The following is a 19,966-nucleotide window of genomic DNA, read 5'->3' as shown; positions in this document are numbered from 1 at the left end:
TCCAGAAAAACCAAAAACCCCAACCGGTGGTTTTAACTTTGTAAAGATTGACTCTACAAAGAAAGAAAATAGGCTTGCTGGAGCGAAATTCATCCTTATGAAAAAAGAAGGAACTACTTACAAGAAATATCTCAAAGATGGCAAGGAAGTTAGACTAACTTCTCCATCCAATGGCGAATTTAGTGTAAGTGGACTAGAATATGGCAAATACGCCCTTAAAGAGATAAAGGCTCCTAAAAATTATACAATTGATAAAGAACTTACCCCATTTAAGGTAGATGCAGCAAGTAGCTCACTTCCTGCAACAAAGATTGTAAATAAGCCTTTTACTCCAATAACAACCACTAGTAGGCAAAATACTATTACAACCAAATACACACCTAGCGATTTAACAAGGGTTATCAAAAATCCTAGAACAATTGTAAAAACAGGTGATATTAGAATTATAATTATGGCTGTTGCAGGTATTATCCTCCTAATTTTAGGAATCAGACTTGTTAATAGCGATAAGAGAACTCAAAGAGCATAAAAATATGAAGGATCCTTCATTTGAGGGGTCCTTATTTTTAGCTTGAGATAATTCTAAAGGTTAAGAGTATAATATAAAAAACAGCAGGGGCTTGGCCCCTTTTTACATAAAGGATTGGTATGGCTAAGAAAAAAGCTAAAGGAAAAAAAGTTAATAAGAAAAAATCACGTTGGGTCTTTAGGCTAATTTTCTTGCTTGGATTTATGGTGATGGTCTATCCCCTAGTTTCAAGACTTTATTATAGGATTGAATCTAATGACCAAGTAGAAACCTTCTCTAGCGGTGCTAAGAAGCTTGATACTAAGGAAATAGACAGGAGAATAAACCTAGCCAAGGCTTTTAACGAGTCACTATCAGGTAAGATTGCCTCAGACCCTTATTCAAGAAAACAACAAGAAGAAGGACGTAAGGAATACGCCCGCATGCTTGAAGTAGAGGAGATGATTGGTACTGTTGATATACCAAAGATTAACCAAAAACTCCCGGTTTATGCAGGTACTAGTGAAGATATCTTGCAAAAGGGGGTTGGCCACTTGGAAGGTACTTCCCTTCCTATAGGTGGTAACTCAACTCACTCGGTGCTAACAGCCCACTCAGGCCTGCCTGAGGCGACCCTTTTTACCCATTTAAACCAACTTGAGATTGGTGATAAGTTTTATATAGAAAACATTGAAGGCATAATCGCCTACCAGGTTGATCAGATAAAGGTAATTGAGCCATCAAACTTTGATGATCTTTTAATTAGCCCGGGTCATGACTATGTGACACTTTTAACATGTACGCCAATTATGATTAATACCCACAGGCTAATTGTAAGAGGCCACAGGGTGCCTTATGTACCAGCGGTTGATGAAGAATCTATTAGAGAAAACAGGAATAACTGGATCTTTAGAATCCTATTTTTCGCCTCCCTTGCCCTAATCTTGTTATTAATTATCCTGATTTTAAAACTAAGAAGGGATAACAAGGAGTACTTTAAGAAGATTAGCGAATTTACCAAGGGTGGATTTATAAAAACTAAGCCAAGGGATTCAAAGGGGCAGGGAGACCTATTTGATAGTCTAGCAGATGAGGATGACGATTATGTCTAAGAAGACTAAAAATAAATTAGTTTTCATGGCAATATTTTTGCTGGGACTTTTGATCTTCTCCTACCCTTTGATAAGTCAAAAGTATTATGAAATCAAGGCCGAAGACGAGGTTGTAACCTTCGTCAAAGCTGCCAAGGATCTTGCTCCCCAGGATTTGGACAAGAGGATGGCCCTTGCAGAAGCCTACAACCGCACCCTAGATCCATCAAGACTTGCCGACCCTTATACCGACATGGAAAAAGCAGGACGAGCTGAATATGCTAGAATGCTTGAGGTAGAGGAGATGGTAGGCCATGTTAGGATACCAAAGATAGGAATAGATATTCCCATCCGTGCTGGATCTAGTGAGGATGTCTTGCAACAAGGGGCAGGCCACTTGGAGGGTACATCCCTACCTATTGGGGGTAAGTCAACCCATGCTGTTATCACAGCCCACAGGGGCCTTCCAAATGCCAAACTCTTTAGGAACCTAGACCTGATTGCCTATGGCGATATATTTTATATCACTAATATTAAGGAAACTATAGCCTACAAGGTTGATAAAATTCAGGTTGTAGAACCATCAGACTTTGAGCCAGTCCTAGTAGTAGAAAATAAGGACTATACAACTCTTCTAACCTGTACACCCTATATGATTAACTCCCACAGGCTTTTGGTCCGTGGAGAGAGGATTCCTTACCAGGAAGCTATAGATGATGGTGTGGCAAATATGCCAAGGGCAAGGTTTGACTTCTTTAGGATGGTACTTGTACTTATCCCTATAATAATTATCCTAACCCTGACACTTTTTAGGGAAAAGAAAAGGACTGATAACTTAAGTAAGGAGCTAGAAGAAATTGAAGAAAGAAACAAAATTAACTAGAAAATCATTTATAGGATATGTACTGATTTTAGTGGGCCTAATACTTATAACCAGCCCCCTAGCCCTAAGGTCTTACCATGATTTGAAGGCAAGAAATGAAAAAAAAGCTTTTGAAAAAATAGAAGCAAGTAAGTCAAGTGAACAACTTGATGAAGAAACTAAAAAGGCAGAAGCCTACAACGAAAAAATAAAAGACTCTGACATAAGTGTAGAAGATCCCTTCACAGCAGAAGACTATGAAAATAAATACGAAATGTTTAGGACAACCAATACTCCTTTCGCTTATCTTTCTATACCTAAGCTTGATAAGTACTTGCCAATATACCTAGATGCTACAAATGAGCATATCTCAAAGGGAGTAGCCCAAGTTGCAGGAACTGCCATACCTATAGGAGGCAAGGGCACAAGATCAGCCCTAGCTGGTCACAGGGGCTGGTGGGGAGATACCATGTTTCTCTATGTTGATGAATTAGAAAGTGGTGACTATATCTATATAGAAAGAGCAGAGCAAACCATGCGCTATGTGGTAAGCGATAAGCAAATCATAGGGCCTTACGATTGGGACAAACTCGCTCCAAGGGGTGATTTAGATATGATAACTCTTTTGACCTGTAGTCCATTCTTGCCAGCTAGACCAAATAGACTCTTGGTAAATGCCATAAGAGACGAATCAGGTCCAGCAGATGAATTTAAACTACCAAGTGGAGATTTTGTATCAAGTGCTAATGACTCTGTAGATAACAATAAACTTGTAAAAATAACTGTCATAGTTAGACTTGTTGGAGCCGCATTAGGAATCTTGGCAATAATATTTACCTTATTTAAATTTATACGAAGAATAAAAGCTTAAAACAAAATGAAATTATAAAAAGTCGAGCAAGGCTCGGCTTTTTTGATGGGGATTTTAGCTTAGTGAGAATAAAAACTAAAATAAATGCAAAAACCGCTTTTCTCTTATGTTATTAATTATAAAGAAATCCCTAGATAGAGTAAATATTTGTGACTTTAGATTTAGATGATAAAGATTTGGGAAATTTCTGGACCGGATATTTGTATAAAATTTTAAACTCTTCCATAAGGATCTTATTCTAAAATAGGGGTTAATTATAGTAAAATAAAACAAAATTTATATGAAGTTATCTATAAAGTGAAATAATATTAATAAATATTTATAATAATGAATTGACAAGAAGTTAAATTTATAGTAAATTAAATAGAGCTTCACTTTAATGTGATAAGACAATGTTTAGATGACTATACTTTGCTTATAAGTAATGATATTAATTTGAACATAAAAGGAGATTTTATGGAAATTTTTAAAAGTATTATATCGACGGTTAATGGATACCTATATTATCCTGTATTAATTATTATCCTATTAGCTTGTGGATTTTATTTTACTATTAGAACTGGTTTTATCCAATTTACACTTTTTTCAGATGCTGTTAAAGTAGTTGGGGAAAAACCAGCAGGAGAAGATGACGTTTCAAGCTTCCAAGCCCTTATGGTTTCTACCGCATCAAGGGTAGGAACTGGTAATATAGTAGGAGTTTCTAACGCTATATGCCTAGGAGGACCAGGGGCGGTTTTCTGGATGTGGATTATAGCGATAATTGGTGGAGCGTCAGCCTTTATAGAATCGACCCTAGCACAGATTTTTAAGAAAAAATCCAAGGACGGGTCATCATATGGTGGACCTTCTTACTATATAGAAGAAGGACTTGGTTCAAGAAAGCTAGGGGTGGTATTTGCCATAGCTCTTATCCTAACTTATGCAGTTGGGTTCAACATGCTAGCTTCCTTTAACCTCCAAGACTCATTTAAGGCCTATGGTTTTTACCATCCAGGCAAGACTCCTTGGATAATAGGTGGTATCCTCGCCCTAATAGCAGGTTATTGTATCCTAGGTGGGGGTAAAAGGATTATAAAATACACATCTATTATCGTACCAGTAATGGGGCTTATCTATGTATTTATGTCCCTGTTTATGATTGCCATAAACTTTAGAAATATCGGTCCAATGTTTAAGCTAATCTTAGATGACGCCTTTAACTTTAGGGCGATATTTGGTGGTGTGGCAGGTTCTGCCATGGTAGAAGGAATAAAGAGAGGTCTTTATTCAAATGAGGCAGGTATGGGTTCTTCACCAAATGCTGCAGCAAGTGCCATGGTAAGCCACCCAGTCAAACAAGGTCTGGTACAAATGATATCCGTATTTATCGATACCCTAATAATTTGTACATCCACAGCCTTTATGGCTATGGTATCAGGTGTAGCTCCAAGAGAAGAACTTGCAGGAGCAGGCTATATCCAAGAAGCCTTATCGACAGTCATAGGATCTTATGGCTATCTATTCATAACAGTTTGCCTAGGCCTATTTGCCTTTACAACTCTTTTAGGTAATCTATACTACTGCGAGTCCTGTCTTTCTTATTTAAAAGGAGAAGTACTCTCAGATAAGTCAATGTTCTTTTATAGGATAATAGCCATTGTCATGATCTTTCTAGGAGCAGGTATGGAAATGGACTTCGCCTGGGACCTAGCAGACCTTTTAATGGGTATAATGGCCATAATAAATATCTTCTCAATCTTCATCCTAGGAAAATATTCCTTAAGGGCCCTAGATGATTATAGGAAACAAAGAAAAAAAGGAAAAGAACCAGTATTTTTAGCAAAGAATATTGGCCTTGATGAAAAAGAACTAGATTTTTGGAAATAAGATATAAAACATCCCTTGCAAAGACTCATGCAAGGGATGTTTTTATTGTGCTAAAGAATTTCATATAAAATTAAAGCTAAAATATGATATAATAAGGTTTAACTATAAGATAAGTTAATAGTATGGGAGGTTTATCTTGAAAGGTAATGAAGAACTACTCTACCAATATATGGAAGGACACTCTAAAAGATTTATAATTCCGGTTTATCAAAGAAATTATGATTGGACTAAAGACCAATGCAAGCAATTATATGATGATCTGGTTAGGATATCTAAGGAAAACACTAAGAGACATTTTTTTGGAAGCATAGTTTCATCTATGAATGAAGGTGGTGGGCAACAAGAATATTTAATAATAGATGGGCAACAGAGACTAACAACAGTATCTCTTCTTCTTTTAGCAATGTATAAGATTCTTGAAGAAGAAATTTTAACTACGAAGGACCTAAATCTCAAGACTAAATTATTTGATGAATATTTGGTTGATAAATATGAGAAAAAAGAGACTAGAATTAAACTAAAACCTGTAAAAAATGATGCAGAAGCCTTTAATATTCTTGTAGATAAATTTGATGAGCTAATACTTGATTCAAATATAACGACAAATTATGAGTATTTTTACAATAGAATATTAAGAGAAGAAATTAGTATTTCTGAATTATATGAATCTTTTAAAAAACTTGAAATAATAAATATTTTCCTAGGGCCAGAAGATAATCCCCAACTAATCTTTGAAAGTTTAAACTCTACAGGACTTGATTTAAGTGAGGGTGATAAAATTAGAAATTATATCCTTATGGATGTAAGACCTAATGAGCTACAGGAAGAATATTATGAAAAATATTGGCATAAAATTGAAAAAGCAACAAAATATGATGTAAGTTCATTTATAAGAGACTATCTGAGTATAAAGCTACAATACATACCTGTTATAAAAAAGACCTACCAAGAATTTAAAAAATATCATTTAAGTTTATCGATAGGGAAGGAAGAATTATTAGAAGACTTGCTTGCTTATGCAGAGAGATATGAGCAAATTATTACTGGAAAGAGCAAGATGAAGACAATTGAACCTGTTTTAACCCGTTTATTGTTTTATGAAGCAAAGGTAATAAGACCCTTTGTATTAGAAGTTTTAAGACTGGCTGAAAGTAGTCAAAAAAAAGAAGCCATTCTAAGTGAAGAAGAAGTTTTAGAAATACTAAATACAGTAGAGTCTTATATTTTTAGAAGGCAAATTTGTGATATGGCTGCAAATGCTCTTAATAAGATTTTTGCAAGCCTACACAATGAAATAATGCAAATCGATGGAAGTGCTGATTTATATGTAGATAAGTTTAAGTATATACTTAGCAAAAAACAAGGGAAGGGTATTTTTCCAGATAATCAAAGTTTTTTAAAATCCTTGGAGAATAAGGATATTTATTCTATGAGATCAAAAAATAAACAATATTTAATAGAAAGATATGAGAATTGGGGAACTAAAGAAGTTAAGGATGTATACAAGCTTATTTCTAACGGCACTTACACTATAGAACATATAATGCCCCAAAACTTATCTTATGAATGGCAGGCTTCCCTGGGAGATAATTGGCAGGAAATCCATGAAGAATGGGTTCACCGCTTAGCAAATTTAACTCTTACAGCCTACAATTCAAAATATCAAAACAGTAGTTTTGAGAGAAAAAGAGATGTAGAAAATGGATATAGGGATTCTGGGATAAGGATGAATCAAAGACTTGCTAACTTTGATAGGTGGACTGAAATAGAACTTAAAGATAGAAATGAACAGATGCTATCAAAGGCAAGGAAAATCTGGCCTATGGTTGAAACTTCTTATGAACCAGAAAATAAATTAGAAGAAAAAGTAGCCCTAGCGGATGAGATAAACTTAACAGGTAGGCTCATAAGTGAATTTGAGTTCTTAGGAGCGAGGACTAGTGTAAAATCCTGGCAGGAAATGTACCTTAGGACTATTGAATTAATTATTGATGATAATCCTCATTTATTAATTAATAAAATAAACAATAAGGACAGTGACCTAAAATACTATATAGAAAATCATCAATCTTCAAAAAGTTATAAAAAAATCTATGATGGTATTTATATCAATACAAATACCAGTACAAATACAAAGATAATAGGACTTAAAAAGATATTTGACCTATACGGTGTAGATGAAAATGAATTGGTATTTTATCTAAGATCAAAAGATTAAAGAAATAGGAGAGTTTATATAAAAATATAAGCTAAAAGCTATAATTTAAATTTACTGCCCAGGTCTATTTATCATTTCTTGATAGAATTGTAGACAGTAGGTAAGTAATACCAACTATAAAAGAAGTCATACCAATAAATTTGTTTAAATCTTTAAATAAAAAGTGAATTATTATTCCCAGAATAATTAAAAAGATACTTGTGTAAAGATTTTTCTTGTTCATCTACTTATCTCCCTTGTTATATTCTCTCTTAGTACTATAGGCTTAGAGGGTGAAAACTTGTGGTTTTAATCTTAAAGCACAAAGAAAAAATGGATTTTTTGGGTAAAAGTTAGGACAGGAAGGTGGATACTCTCCATTTAGGAAAACCAAGAATTTTTTTACAAACCCGCTTAGGATTATTTTTCTAAGCGGGTTTTATTTTATCTGAGTAAATAATATCCTACCCCATTTACGACTTCCTCTTTTACCTTTCCGATTTTAACCAGGTGTTTTAAGTGGGCTGCAGCTTCTGCTACGGCGAACCATTTTTGGCTGTCGGGGAAGTCGCTCCAGTCCTTGGCCCTGATGTCCCACTGCATTTTTTGGGTAATTTCTGTTGTATTTGCTTTTTCTAGGTTTTTTATTATGTCAAGGACGTCTTTTAGCCTTTCCTCGTGGTGGGACATAAGTTCGTCTATCCTCGCATTGGTATCTTTTATTAAGAACCTATGGGAGGAGTAGAGGTGTTTTATATCTAGGTCTTTGATTTTTTCTAGGTTTTCTAGATAAATTCCAAGGCTATCGCCAAATTCCTCTCCCCAGTAGGTTATGTTTGGGGTTATTTTTCCTAGGATATGGTCACCACAGAATAAAATCTTGTGTTTTTTTTCATAAAGTCCTAGCATGCCTGGTGTGTGTCCTTCTTCATCTATGGCTACGAAGTTGTAGTCACCTATTGTAATTTCCCAGCCTGGTTTTATCTTTGTGTGAGGGAAGGCTTCCTTTGGCCTATTTTTGTAGCCTGGGTGGTCTTCTATTTTTAATTTTTCTGGGCCCAATCCTTGGAAGTGGGCGTTTTTTATTATGTTTTGCCACTGGAAGTCCTCTTTGTTTATCCCATTTTCAACCATTCTCCCATCTTTTTCTGATATATAAATATCGCCTATGCCCTTATCATCTAGCCATTTGGCAAGGCCTACGTGATCAGAGTGGAGGTGGGTTAGGAAGAGTTTGGTTTTTAGTAAATTTAGGTCTAGTCTTTGGATCAATTCTTCCATATTGCCCCTATTTTCGGGATTGTTAAAGCCTGTGTCGATTATCATGGCCGAGTCTTCTGCTTTTATGACAAATATATTTATTGATTTGAGGGGATTTCCTGTTAGGGGGAAAATCGCCTGGTAGATGTCTTTGTGTACTTCTTTTATTTGCATGTTTATCCTTTCAAGATTTTCTTTCTTATTTGATAAGTACCCCAAATAGCAAAAAATTATTTATTTATCAAGATAATATAAGCGCTCGTAGATTTTTTATTACAATTTGATTAATCTTGTGATATAATATATGTAATTAGTTTAAATGGGTCTTGGGCCTATTTGGAAAGGATTAATAGTTAATGAAAAGATTTGGAAAAATAATTTTAAGCCTGGTCCTAGTGGGGGCTATTGGCTTTGCAGGCTTCATGCTTGGGTCAAATGTTGATTTGGGCCAGGGAGTTGCCACAAAGGATAAAGAATTAATTGGGGAGATGGATTCCCTTAAGGGACTTTTAGATAAAAATTTCCTTTTTGATTATAAGGACGAAGACTTTTATAATGGAGCTTTGAAAGGCATGTTTGCCAACCTTGGAGATCCTTATACTGCCTATTATCCAGAGGATGAGTACACAAAACTTATGGAAAATCTTGACGGTAGGTATAAGGGAATAGGGGTAACTGTTTCAAATTCTAAGGAAGGAATGATTAAGGTTGTCCAAGTTTTTGAAAATTCTCCAGCCAAGGAAGCAGGCATGAAGTCAGGCGACTTTATTAAATCTGTTGAAGGAACTGACTTTGATGGTACTGAACTTGATAAGGCTGTTGCCCTTATAAGGGGTGAGCCTGGCACTAAGGTTAAGCTTGAAGTTTTAAGGGTTAGTGAAGATAAGCCTGACGGTGAAGAGATCCCTATGCTTGTTGAAAGACGTGATGTGACTGTGGATACAGTTCATTCTGAATCTTTAGATCTTGATGGTAAAAAGATTGGTTATCTAAGACTTTCTGCCTTTGACGATATTACTTGGGGTGATTTTAAGGATGCCTACTTAAAGCTCAAAAACGATGACGTAGATGGGCTTGTTCTTGATCTTCGTAATAACCCAGGTGGAGCCTTAGATGTTTGCCTAAATATAGCTGATACCTTCCTTAATGAGGGAGTAATAGTTACTACAGAAGATAAAAATGGCAATGTCATCACAGAAAAATCTGATGCTGATATGGATGATATCCCTATGACCGTCCTTATTAATGAGAACTCTGCATCTGCTTCTGAAATTCTAGCTGGTGCCTTAAAAGATAGGGGAAGAGCTAAGATTGTTGGTACTAAGTCTTTTGGAAAGGGTATAGTGCAAAAACTTTTCCCACTTGAAAATGGTGCGGGAGCTAAGATTACTATTAGTGAGTACAAGACTCCAAATGGTGAAAAGATTAATAAAGTAGGGGTAAAACCTGATATAGAAGTTGAAAATAAAAACCAAGAATTAGATTTAAATAACAATGACTTTACTGAAGACCAACAATTTTTAAAGGCCTTATCAGAGTTATTAGGAGAAATTTAAGAAAAAATTACTAAGGGGCAGTTGGCTGCCCTTTTTATGTTAGGAGAGTTATGAAAGATAGTAAGATTTATAAAATAGGTTCCATGTTTTGTAATGAGAAAAAAACAATTACCCTTAGATACCTAACAGGACTTATGCTTGATATTTCAACCATTCAAGCAAGTAGGGTGGAGAAAAACCTAGGAGCCATGGATAAAAAAGTCTGGCTCTTGTATGCTTGGGATATAGAATTTATAAAGCCAATAAAAGAATGCGATGAGGTTGAAATTACTACCATACCTACCCATATGCAGCGTTTTTATGCTTATAGAAACTTCTTTGTAAAAAAAGATGGGGAAATTTTGGCAAAAGCTAAGGCGAGCTTTATTCTTTTTGATTGGGAAAAGATGAGGGCAGCAATAATTGACAAGAGCCTTGCCGAGGCCTATGGAGTAAGCACTGAAGATTATAAGGGTAGGCCTTATAAGAAAAAAGATAATTTTGCCGATAAAAAGCAAGTTTATATAAGAAGGGCTGATTTTGATCAAAATCTCCATGTAAATAATGGAGTTTATTTTGATTATATTAAGGAAATACCTAGTTTTGATGAGGGTAAGCTTTCTTATATTAAAATGATTTATAAAAATCAAATAAAAGAGCAAGAAAAAGTAGAGCTCTTTTATAAAGAAAGTGACAAGCAAGTAGATTTTGAGTTAAGGTCTGAAATTAGTCACGCTTACGGGGTGGTGGAATATGTATAAGGACGGATTTGGAAATATCCCTAATAAGGATAAGGTTAGAAATATGCTAGATGAGGCCTTTAAGATAGGCCCTGGGGATTGGATAATCCATAGCCATATTATAGGAAAAACCAGCGAAAAAATTGCCAAAGAAATCGGTCTTGATCCTGAGATAGCCTATGCAGCTGGCGCCCTTCATGACCTGGGTAAGGGTCACGGCTTCAAAGACCTGGCCCACATGATGGAAGGCTATAGGATATTGAGGTTTGAATCTTATTTTCATCCAGCAAGAATAGCCCTGGGTCACGGTTTTGTGACAGATGACTTTAACTCTTACCATGGAGATAAAAATATAAGCCATAGGGATGAGGAGTTTCTAAGAGCCTACCTTAAAAAAAGAGAAATAGACCCTTATGAGAAGTTGATAATCCTTCTTGATAATCTTATTAAGGATAAGTATTTAGGTCTTGATGAGAGAGAGAATCTTAGAAATATTCCAAAAACGAAAGAGAGGGTAAAAAGACTAAAAATATTAAATACTTGGCAAGAAGAACTTGAAAGTAAACTCCAAAATCCTATCAAGGACTATTTGCCAAGACCTCGCTACTATAAATTTCCCTATAAGCTAATGAGAAATGTAAAATAATATTGCATTAAGGCAAGTTTTGGGTATATTATAAGTGAATTTATTTTACCAAACCCGAAGGAGGTCAGACGACCTCCTCATTTTTTTATAAAGAAGAGGCCTTATGATAAGAAGAGAAGTAAAGCATATTGATAGAGAAACCTTAAGAAAATGGATAGAAGATGAGGCTATGACCGAAATTTTATCTAAGAAAGCTGATAAAATCCGTAGGGAAGTCTACGGTGATAAGGTCTATATCAGGGGCCTTATAGAAGTTTCTAATATATGTAAAAATGACTGCTTTTATTGCGGAATAAGAAAGTCTAACACTCATGTGGCCAGATACAGACTTGGTAAGGATGAAATCCTAAAGTCTGCTGACTTTGGCTATGACTTAGGTTTTAGAACCTTTGTTATGCAGGGTGGAGAAGATCCTCACTTTAGTAAAGATTTTATGGTTGATGTGATAAGGTCTATCAAGGAGAGGTATCCAGATGTAGCTATTACCCTATCTCTTGGGGAAAGGTCTTATGAAGATTATAAAGCCTTTTATGAAGCAGGAGCAGATAGGTATTTGCTTAGGGAAGAAAGTTCAAATCCAGACCACTATGAGAAGCTTCATCCAGAGTCTATGAAATTAGAAACTAGGCAAGAATGTCTTTATAATCTAAAAAAGATTGGCTACCAGGTTGGAGGTGGCTTTATGGTGGAAAGTCCCTACCAAAAGACCGATGATTTGATAGAAGATATTAGATTTCTTGAAAGGCTCAAGCCAGATATGGTTGGAATTGGGCCCTATCTAGTAAGCCACGATACTCCTTTTAAGGATTTTGAGGATGGGTCTTTTACAAAGACGTTAAGGCTTGTTTCAATCTTGAGAATAGTACTTCCTTACGCTCTAATACCTGCAACTACAGCCCTAGGAACAGTAAATCCCAAGGGAAGAGAACTGGGACTTAAGGCGGGAGCCAATGTCCTTATGCCAAACCTAAGCCCTAAAGAAGCTAAAAAAGCCTACAATCTTTATGATAATAAGCTGAACACAGGCCTTGAGGCGGCGGAAGCCAAAAAAGCCCTTGAGAAGGAAATAGCCTTCTTTGGCTATAGGATAGTTGATGATAGGGGAGATGTGGCGGATTTTGGGAAATGATGGGCTTATGATTTTAATAAATGAAAAAAAGAAGTATTATACTTAAATGAAGTCAACTATAATAAAGGATTATCTAATATAAAAGATGAGCCACTAACTTGTCTTTTCAAATTAATAAGGAATTGAAATAGTAATATTAGTAGGTATAATAATATTAACCATGGAGTCAACTATGAATCATGGAATTACCAAACAAAAAAGACGAGTCCGCAGCTCGTCTTTTTGTTTTTGGGCTAATTATCATCTTCTTTAGTTCTCTTAGAGCTTAGCCACTTGTATAAATAGTTACCAACTACTTGCACTGCAACTCCAAGAATGAAGTCAACTATAATTTTCATAGAACCATCTCCCTTCACACTAAGGGCAGATGATAACAGCTATATTATACCATATTTACCCTTTTATTCTCAATTAATTTTCATTTTAGGCAAAAAAGTATTATAATTATACATATACATAAAAAAGAAAGAAGGAAAAAATGACTAAATACGATCCCAAAAGTATACATGCAGAAGAATTTATAAATCACGAGGAAATATTAGAAACCCTCGATTACGGCAGGGAAAATGCCCACAATAGAAAGTTAATCATAGAAGTTTTAGAAAAGGCAAAGAAGGCTCAAGGTCTTAGCCATAGGGATGCCTTTGTGCTTTTATCTTGCAAGGAAGATGATTTAAATGAGGAAATCTATAAGCTTGCCAAAGAATTAAAATACAAGTTTTATGCCAATAGGATTGTGCTTTTTGCCCCCCTTTACCTATCAAACTACTGTGTAAACGGCTGTGTATACTGTCCTTACCATGGTCAAAATAGGAGTATCCCAAGGAAAAAATTAAGCCAAGAAGAAATCAAAGAGCAGGTAATTGCCCTCCAAGATCAGGGCCATAAGAGGCTTGCCCTAGAAGCTGGCGAAGATCCAATAAACAATCCTATCGAATATATCCTAGAATCAATCGATACAATTTATAATATCAAACACAAAAACGGGGCTATTAGACGTGTAAATGTAAATATTGCGGCAACTACTGTGGAAAATTACAGAAAGCTAAAGGAAGCAGAAATAGGAACCTATATTCTCTTCCAAGAAACCTACAACAAGGAAAACTATGAAGCCCTTCACAAGTTTGGACCAAAATCAAACTACGCCTACCATACAGAAGCCATGGATAGGGCCATGGAAGGTGGGATAGACGATGTTGGCATGGGTGTACTCTATGGTCTAGATTCCTATGAATATGAATTTATAGGTCAATTAATGCACGCTGAGCACTTAGAAGCTCGTTTTAATGTCGGCCCTCACACCATATCTGTACCAAGAATCCAACCAGCTGATGATATAGACCCAGATGATTTTGATAACTCCTTATCAGACGATATGTTTGCTAAACTTGTTGCCTGCATAAGAATTGCTGCCCCATATACTGGTATGATTGTATCAACTCGTGAGTCAGAGGCTATGAGAAATAGGCTTTTAGACCTTGGAATCAGCCAACTTTCTGGCGGATCAAAGACATCTGTCGGAGGATATACAAACCACGAAACCAAGGGAAGCGACCAATTTGAACTAGCTGATAATAGGACCCTTGACGAGGTAGTAGAGTGGCTAATTGAAAAGGACCACGTGCCATCATTTTGCACTGCTTGCTACAGAAAGGGTAGGACTGGAGAAGTCTTTATGGGCATGGTTAAAAAACACGGTATAGGTAATATCTGCCATCCAAATGCCCTTGTAACCTTAAAAGAATACGCAGTTGACTATGCGAGCGAAAAGACTGCTAAAAGTGCTGATAGATTAATTAAAAGAGAATTAGAAAATATTCCAAACCCAGATGTGAGAGAAGAAACTAGGGAAAATATCAAACGTGTCGAGGAAGGCCAACGTGACATCTATATCTAAGGCAGGCCTTAGCGAGAGAGTCCATATAGGGATTTTTGGAAGGACTAATTCCGGCAAGTCTACCCTGCTAAACTACCTAACAGGACAGGATGTGGCGATAGTTTCACCTATTGAAGGAACAACCACAGACCCGATTAGAAAAAGTATGGAAATAACTGACTTTGGGCCAGTTGTTTTTATAGATACAGCAGGAACAGCTGATAAAACAAAGCTTGGTAAGGAGAGATACGAAAAAACCCTGGCGGAAATAGATAAGGTCGATATTTTTATTTATGTCTTAAGTCCTGGAGATTCTTTGGAAATCCTCCCTGAATTTAGGGATAAACCAGTTATTTTTCTCGCCATGAAGAAGGATAGGGATTGGGGCAAAGAAATCCTAAGAGAATATGAGGATAAAAATCCAATCGGAGTAAGTCTTGAAGATACTAGGTCAAGAGATGAAATTTTTGCGAGGATAAGGTCTCTTTACAAAAAAGAAGACCATACTATCACCAAAAACTTAGTTAAAAAAGGTGATATGGTCTTCCTTGTCATGCCCCAAGATAAGGCTGCACCCAAGGATAGGATAATAAAGCCCCAAGTTATGACCATCAGGGAAATAATTGATAAGGGGGCAAGTGCGATTTGCACCGACCTTTCTAATTTTGAGACAACAATAAAATCCCTTAATAAAATAGACCTTATCATAACTGATAGCCAGGCCTTTAAGAAAGTCTATGAAAAAAAGCCAAAAGATGTTAAACTTACAAGCTTCTCGGTTTTATTTTCAGCCCTAAAGGGTGACCTCGCTTACTTTGTAGAATCAGCAGCAGTTTTAGACGCGCCTTTAAAAAATATCCTTATATCCGAAGCCTGTTCCCACCCACCTATAGATGAGGATATAGGAAGTGTCAAAATTCCAAAGCTTATTAGAAAGGCTCACCCTGATGTGGCTATAGACTTTGTAAGAGGAAATGATCCTATAGACTATAAAAAATATGATCTAATCATAGCTTGTGGGTCTTGCATGTTTAATAGGACCCATGTCCTAGCTAGGATAGAAAAGGCCAAAGAGGCAGGGACACCTATGACAAATTATGGGATAGCCATTGCTAAGATGAATAAAATCCTTGAAAAAATCACCCTTCCTGAATAATATTAAAAATAATGAGTAAATATATTTGACAGGAAATTTTTTAGGTGGTATTATACCATTAACAACGAGATATAAGTTTTACAAAACCATTTGACAAGAAGAGTAGTTTAGAAGAATCTTTTTTAGAGAGCTCCAGTTGGTGAAAAGGAGTAAAGATGAGGCTAGATGAAGATGGCCTTGGATGGGATGGATCGATATGAGGTCCATACGGGAATTCCCGTTATAGAATTAGAGTATGTTTGTACTTGATGAGTGTATGTTTGGGTGATCAAGCATAAAATAAGGTGGTAACGCGATTTAAACGTCCTTATATTCCTATATGGAATATTGGGACGTTATTTTTTTGTGAAATCGAGGTTAAGATGACTTTAGTAGAAAAAATCAAAGAAGAAATAAAACTTAATAAGGACGATATAATAAAAACCAGGAGGTACTTGCATGAAAACCCAGAAGTATCAAGCAAGGAGTTTGAGACAAGCAAGTACCTAAAGAAAAGGTGCAAAGATCTGGGATTTATCGTAGAAGATGTAGAGGGTTCAACAGGTTTCACAGCCCTTTTTGATGCAGGTAGGCCTGGCAAAACTCTAGGCATAAGGACCGACCTTGATGCTTTGGCAATTGAGGAAGATTCCTATAATCTCAAAGAGAAAAAACTAGTTGTATCCAAAAATCCTGGCGTATCTCACGCCTGTGGCCATGATAGCCACATGACTATAGCCCTTATGAGTGGGAAAATCCTAAAGAAATTGGAAAAAGAAATAAATGGGAAAATCTATCTTATCTTTGAAGAAGCTGAGGAAACCGGAGCAGGCATTGATGCTATGGTTTCTCACCTAAAAGATAAGGGCCTTGATGCAGTTTATGGCAACCACCAAAGCCCAACCCTAGATGTTGGTAAGTTTTCTATAATAGAGGGTCCGGCCTATGCAGGATGTGCGGGAGTAGACTTTGATGTTATAGGAAGGGGCGGCCACGGGTCAAGACCAGACCTTGCGATAAATCCGCTGATAGCTACAGCCCAGATTATAACATCCCTAAATTCTGCTTGGAATAACCAATTAGACCTAGAAAAGCCAGTAAGTCTTGGCATAGGTGCTATAAATGGAGGCTCAGCTGCCAATGTAATTTCAGATTCGGCAAATGTTAAGGGAACACTGAGGTTTTTTGACCTAGAGGAAGGTAAAAAAGCCTTAGACCTTTTGAAAAATATAACAAGTCTAACAGCCAAGGCCCATGGCTGCCAAGTTAGATTTAATGACTACACCAAGATTGTGGCAGAACCAGTTATAAATGATAGGTCCCTTGTAAAAAAAGTTAAGAAAAATCTAGAAGATTTGTATAAAGATAGTCTAGTAGCAAGTCCAAAACTTTGGATATCTGAATCCTTTTATGGGTATTCTAAACTTTGTCCTACAGTTTTTGTAAATTTTGGAACAAGAAATGAAGCGAAAGGGCAAGCGTCTGACCTCCACACGGCAAAGTTTGACCTAGACGAAAGAGGGATTGATTACGGCCTAGGCCTTGCAATTAAGTTTGCTATAGATTTTTTGAAAGAGAGCGATAAATGATAGAATTAAAAAATATAACAGTAGACTTTGATGGATTCAAAGCAGTAGATGATGTCAGTCTAACAATAAATGAACAAGATACTTTTGGAATTGTAGGTTTCTCAGGGGCTGGAAAGTCAACCCTAGTAAGGACTATAAACCTCCTTCAAAGACCAACAAAAGGAGAAGTCCTAATAGATGGGGAAAATATTCTAAACCTGTCCAAAAAAGAACTTAGGGAGAGAAGAAAAAAGATTGGAATGATTTTCCAACATTTTAACCTCCTAAACAATCTAACAGTTTTAGACAATGTAATCTTTCCAATAAAAAAAGATAAGAGCCTTAGCAAGGAAGAAAAAAGAGCCAAGGCCCTAGACCTACTAGAAACAGTAGGAATAAGAGATAAGGCGGATAATTATCCAAGCGAACTTTCAGGAGGACAGAAGCAAAGGTGTGCCATAGCAAGGAGCTTGGCATCAGATCCTGAAATCCTCCTATGCGATGAAGCAACAAGTGCCCTTGACCCAAAGACAACCAAGCAAATCTTAAAACTTCTAAAAAACTTAAACAAAAAATTGAAGCTAACCGTTGTTATAATTACCCACCAGATGGAGGTTGTAAAGGACCTTTGCAATAAATGTGCGGTGATGCAGGGCGGCAAGGTTATAGAATCTGGTTCAACCCTAGAAATATTCTCCCACCCAAAGAACTCACTAACTAGAGAATTTGTAGAAACTTCAACCAATGTTTCTGAAACTATAGAAGAAGTTAAGCAAAATATTGGCATCTTAAAGGAAAATGAGCTTTTAGTCAAGCTAAACTATGTAGGAGAAGCTACAACAGAACCGCTTATAAATGACCTATACCAGAAATTTGGAGTAAAAACCAATATCCTTGGAGGCAATATAGAGTTTATAACAGGCACTCCAGTAGGAAACCTCATAGTAAGTTTATCCGGTGATAGACAAAACTTGGGAAAAGTTGGAGATTATCTGGCAGAAAAAAATATAAGTGTGGAATTATTAGGAGGTAAAGATGGGATTTTTTGATTATTCATGGTCCATCAGAGATAGGATAGTAGATGATTTTATAACAACCTTATATATGCTCTTGGTGTCTGCCTTTTTTGCAGGTCTTGTAGGGCTAATCTTAGGCGTAATTATGGTTGTGACAGATAGGGGAAGGATATTGGAAAATAAAATAGTTTATAATATCCTAGATAAGCTTACAAACTTATTTAGGGCCATACCCTTCATTATCCTTTTGGCCCTTGTAGCACCCTTCACCAGGGTTATAGTTGGAACGAGGATAGGACCTACAGCGGCAATAGTGCCCCTTACTCTTTCTTGCATACCATTTTTTGCAAGGCAGGTTGAGCAAGCACTTGCAGAAGTTGATCCAGGCAAAGTTGAGGCAGCAGAAGCCATGGGACTTAGCCCAGTTGAGATAATTATTTCAGTCTATATGAGAGAAAGTCTCCCAAGCCTAATCAGGGCCTCATCCATCACCCTAATTTCCCTCCTAGGTCTAACAGCCATGGCAGGTACAGTTGGGGCAGGCGGAATCGGCGATTTGGCCATAGCCATGGGATATAAAAGGTATAAGGACGATGTGGTAATAGTATCGGTTATCCTAATTTTAATCCTAGTTTATCTAATCCAGGCCCTAGCAAATTATTTAATTAAGAAAACAAGTCATTAGACTTAAGCTATAGACAATGTTCGAATGTTACTAGTATCTACGGATAGAAGGTTAATATGTTACTAAATAAAAAAAAGGAGAAAAAAATGAAATTAACAAGCAAAATAGCCCTAGCACTAGGCTTAATAGTGTCATTAACATCATGTGGAAGCGGAGAGAGTAAAAAAGAAGAAGCCACTAAGGAAGAAACAAAAACAGAAACAAAGGAAACAGGAGATACAGCCAAGTCATCTGACCCAATTAACATAAAAATTGGTGTAGTTGGAGAATTTAACGAAGTTTTAGAAGAAGTTATCAAAAGGTATGAAGAAGGCACAGGCAACACTGCAGAACTTGTAAAATTTGCAGACTACAACCAACCAAACGAAGCCCTAGCTTCTGGAGATATAGACCTAAATGCCTTCCAACACCACAAATTCCTAAACGAATTTAACGAAGACAGAGGTAGTGACCTAGTAGCAATTGGAGATACTATGCTTGCACCAATAGCTCTTTATTCAAATAAGGTAGGAAGCTTAGATGAATTAGCAGAGGGAGCAAAAATCGCCCTACCAAATGATCCATCAAACGGTTCAAGAGCCCTATTTTTACTTCAAGATGCTGGTCTAATTACAGTAGAAGGTGAGCCAGGAGATATAATTGGTCTTGAAAATGTAACAGAAAATGCTAAAAACCTTGAACTAATAGAAATGGACGCATCAGAAACAGCAAGAAGCTTAGATGACGTAGACGCTGCAGTAGTAAACGACACCTTCGCCCTAGATGCAGGTCTTGACAAAGATACATCAATCTACACAGAAGACCCAAAAAGCGACTCTGTAAAACAATACATCAACGTAATAGCAGCCAGAAAGGAAGACGAAAACAACGAAACCTACAAAGAATTCGTAAAATACTACCAATCAGAAGAAACAAAAGAAGACTTCGAAACATACACAAAAGGATCTTGGATCCCTGCTTGGTAAGTCGGCATACCGA

General features: G+C 36.5%; 17 protein-coding genes and 1 other annotated feature. Of the genes, 16 read left to right on the top strand and 1 reads right to left on the bottom strand.

The window, feature by feature from the left end:
• From Q0410_RS08195 to Q0410_RS08170, 6 genes are all read left to right on the top strand, one after another.
• Positions 1–529, top strand: a 529-nt coding sequence (locus tag Q0410_RS08195; protein ID WP_299035524.1) for a prealbumin-like fold domain-containing protein, incomplete at its 5' end; no start/stop codon positions are given.
• 119 nt (positions 530–648) lie between these two features.
• The gene (locus tag Q0410_RS08190) at positions 649–1,620 is read left to right on the top strand and encodes a class C sortase (RefSeq protein ID WP_299035522.1); all 972 of its coding nucleotides are present in this window, start codon (positions 649–651) and stop codon (positions 1,618–1,620) included.
• Positions 1,613–2,482: a class C sortase gene (locus Q0410_RS08185; protein ID WP_299035519.1), complete on the top strand. Its 870-nt coding sequence runs from the start codon at positions 1,613–1,615 to the stop codon at positions 2,480–2,482. Before Q0410_RS08190 ends, Q0410_RS08185 begins: the two co-directional genes overlap by 8 nt.
• Positions 2,457–3,332 (top strand): class C sortase, encoded by an 876-nt coding sequence (locus Q0410_RS08180; protein ID WP_299035517.1) that lies wholly within the window; start codon positions 2,457–2,459, stop codon positions 3,330–3,332. Before Q0410_RS08185 ends, Q0410_RS08180 begins: the two co-directional genes overlap by 26 nt.
• Before the next feature lie 456 nt (positions 3,333–3,788).
• Positions 3,789–5,201, top strand: coding sequence for a sodium:alanine symporter family protein (locus tag Q0410_RS08175; protein WP_299035514.1), 1,413 nt, complete (start codon positions 3,789–3,791; stop codon positions 5,199–5,201).
• 136 nt (positions 5,202–5,337) lie between these two features.
• Positions 5,338–7,419, top strand: a complete 2,082-nt coding sequence (locus tag Q0410_RS08170; protein ID WP_299035511.1) for a DUF262 domain-containing protein — start codon at positions 5,338–5,340, stop codon at positions 7,417–7,419.
• A 423-nt stretch (positions 7,420–7,842) separates the two neighbouring features.
• Here the strand turns inward: Q0410_RS08170 and Q0410_RS08165 are convergent, their stop codons facing one another.
• Positions 7,843–8,832, bottom strand: a complete 990-nt coding sequence (locus Q0410_RS08165; RefSeq protein WP_299035508.1) for an MBL fold metallo-hydrolase — start codon at positions 8,830–8,832, stop codon at positions 7,843–7,845.
• Between the two features lie 182 nt (positions 8,833–9,014).
• On the opposite strand from Q0410_RS08165, the gene Q0410_RS08160 reads away from it, so the two are divergent.
• The 10 genes from Q0410_RS08160 to Q0410_RS08115 all read left to right on the top strand — a co-directional run bounded on the left by Q0410_RS08160 (position 9,015) and on the right by Q0410_RS08115 (position 19,953).
• Positions 9,015–10,214, top strand: a complete 1,200-nt coding sequence (locus Q0410_RS08160; RefSeq protein WP_299035505.1) for a S41 family peptidase — start codon at positions 9,015–9,017, stop codon at positions 10,212–10,214.
• Between the two features lie 50 nt (positions 10,215–10,264).
• Positions 10,265–10,954: an acyl-[acyl-carrier-protein] thioesterase gene (locus Q0410_RS08155; protein WP_299035502.1), complete on the top strand. Its 690-nt coding sequence runs from the start codon at positions 10,265–10,267 to the stop codon at positions 10,952–10,954.
• Positions 10,947–11,579, top strand: a complete 633-nt coding sequence (locus tag Q0410_RS08150; RefSeq protein WP_299035497.1) for an HD domain-containing protein — start codon at positions 10,947–10,949, stop codon at positions 11,577–11,579. The genes Q0410_RS08155 and Q0410_RS08150 overlap by 8 nt, the downstream gene beginning before the upstream one ends.
• Positions 11,580–11,682: 103 nt before the next feature.
• A complete protein-coding gene (gene hydE / locus Q0410_RS08145; RefSeq protein WP_299035494.1) occupies positions 11,683–12,708 on the top strand; it encodes a [FeFe] hydrogenase H-cluster radical SAM maturase HydE in 1,026 nt (341 codons plus the stop codon).
• Positions 12,709–13,186: 478 nt separating this feature from the next.
• The gene (gene hydG, locus Q0410_RS08140; protein ID WP_299035491.1) at positions 13,187–14,605 is read left to right on the top strand and encodes a [FeFe] hydrogenase H-cluster radical SAM maturase HydG; all 1,419 of its coding nucleotides are present in this window, start codon (positions 13,187–13,189) and stop codon (positions 14,603–14,605) included.
• On the top strand, positions 14,589–15,740 hold the full coding sequence (gene hydF, locus Q0410_RS08135) for a [FeFe] hydrogenase H-cluster maturation GTPase HydF (protein ID WP_299035488.1): 1,152 nt from the start codon (positions 14,589–14,591) through the stop codon (positions 15,738–15,740). Before hydG ends, hydF begins: the two co-directional genes overlap by 17 nt.
• Positions 15,741–15,821: 81 nt before the next feature.
• Positions 15,822–16,052: a binding site (T-box leader), on the top strand.
• A gap of 50 nt (positions 16,053–16,102) precedes the next feature.
• Positions 16,103–17,308 carry a M20 family metallopeptidase gene (locus Q0410_RS08130; RefSeq protein WP_299035485.1) on the top strand — a complete coding sequence of 402 codons (1,206 nt, stop codon included), beginning with the start codon at positions 16,103–16,105 and terminating at the stop codon, positions 17,306–17,308.
• A complete protein-coding gene (locus tag Q0410_RS08125) occupies positions 17,305–18,336 on the top strand; it encodes a methionine ABC transporter ATP-binding protein (protein WP_299035482.1) in 1,032 nt (343 codons plus the stop codon). Before Q0410_RS08130 ends, Q0410_RS08125 begins: the two co-directional genes overlap by 4 nt.
• Complete coding sequence (locus Q0410_RS08120; protein WP_299035479.1) at positions 18,323–18,988, top strand: methionine ABC transporter permease; 666 nt, start codon at positions 18,323–18,325, stop codon at positions 18,986–18,988. The genes Q0410_RS08125 and Q0410_RS08120 overlap by 14 nt, the downstream gene beginning before the upstream one ends.
• An 86-nt stretch (positions 18,989–19,074) precedes the next feature.
• Entirely contained in the window at positions 19,075–19,953 is an 879-nt protein-coding gene (locus Q0410_RS08115; protein ID WP_299035476.1) for a MetQ/NlpA family ABC transporter substrate-binding protein, read from the top strand.
• Positions 19,954–19,966 lie beyond the last annotated feature (13 nt).

This window comes from uncultured Anaerococcus sp., assembly GCF_937934665.1.
Taxonomy (GTDB): Bacteria; Bacillota; Clostridia; order Tissierellales; family Peptoniphilaceae; genus Anaerococcus.
This window is presented reverse-complemented; position numbering and strand designations above follow the sequence as displayed.

What these genes read in the sequence shown, in the direction of transcription:
- Q0410_RS08190 (WP_299035522.1), top strand. Translation starts at nt 649, where the DNA reads ATGGCTAAGAAAAAAGCTAAAGGAAAAAAAGTTAATAAGAAAAAATCA.
- Q0410_RS08185 (WP_299035519.1), top strand. Translation starts at nt 1,613, where the DNA reads ATGTCTAAGAAGACTAAAAATAAATTAGTTTTCATGGCAATATTTTTG.
- Q0410_RS08175 (WP_299035514.1), top strand. Translation starts at nt 3,789, where the DNA reads ATGGAAATTTTTAAAAGTATTATATCGACGGTTAATGGATACCTATAT.
- Q0410_RS08165 (WP_299035508.1), bottom strand. Translation starts at nt 8,832, where the DNA reads ATGCAAATAAAAGAAGTACACAAAGACATCTACCAGGCGATTTTCCCC.
- Q0410_RS08160 (WP_299035505.1), top strand. Translation starts at nt 9,015, where the DNA reads ATGAAAAGATTTGGAAAAATAATTTTAAGCCTGGTCCTAGTGGGGGCT.
- Q0410_RS08155 (WP_299035502.1), top strand. Translation starts at nt 10,265, where the DNA reads ATGAAAGATAGTAAGATTTATAAAATAGGTTCCATGTTTTGTAATGAG.
- Q0410_RS08150 (WP_299035497.1), top strand. Translation starts at nt 10,947, where the DNA reads ATGTATAAGGACGGATTTGGAAATATCCCTAATAAGGATAAGGTTAGA.
- hydE (WP_299035494.1), top strand. Translation starts at nt 11,683, where the DNA reads ATGATAAGAAGAGAAGTAAAGCATATTGATAGAGAAACCTTAAGAAAA.
- hydG (WP_299035491.1), top strand. Translation starts at nt 13,187, where the DNA reads ATGACTAAATACGATCCCAAAAGTATACATGCAGAAGAATTTATAAAT.
- Q0410_RS08130 (WP_299035485.1), top strand. Translation starts at nt 16,103, where the DNA reads ATGACTTTAGTAGAAAAAATCAAAGAAGAAATAAAACTTAATAAGGAC.
- Q0410_RS08125 (WP_299035482.1), top strand. Translation starts at nt 17,305, where the DNA reads ATGATAGAATTAAAAAATATAACAGTAGACTTTGATGGATTCAAAGCA.
- Q0410_RS08120 (WP_299035479.1), top strand. Translation starts at nt 18,323, where the DNA reads ATGGGATTTTTTGATTATTCATGGTCCATCAGAGATAGGATAGTAGAT.
- Q0410_RS08115 (WP_299035476.1), top strand. Translation starts at nt 19,075, where the DNA reads ATGAAATTAACAAGCAAAATAGCCCTAGCACTAGGCTTAATAGTGTCA.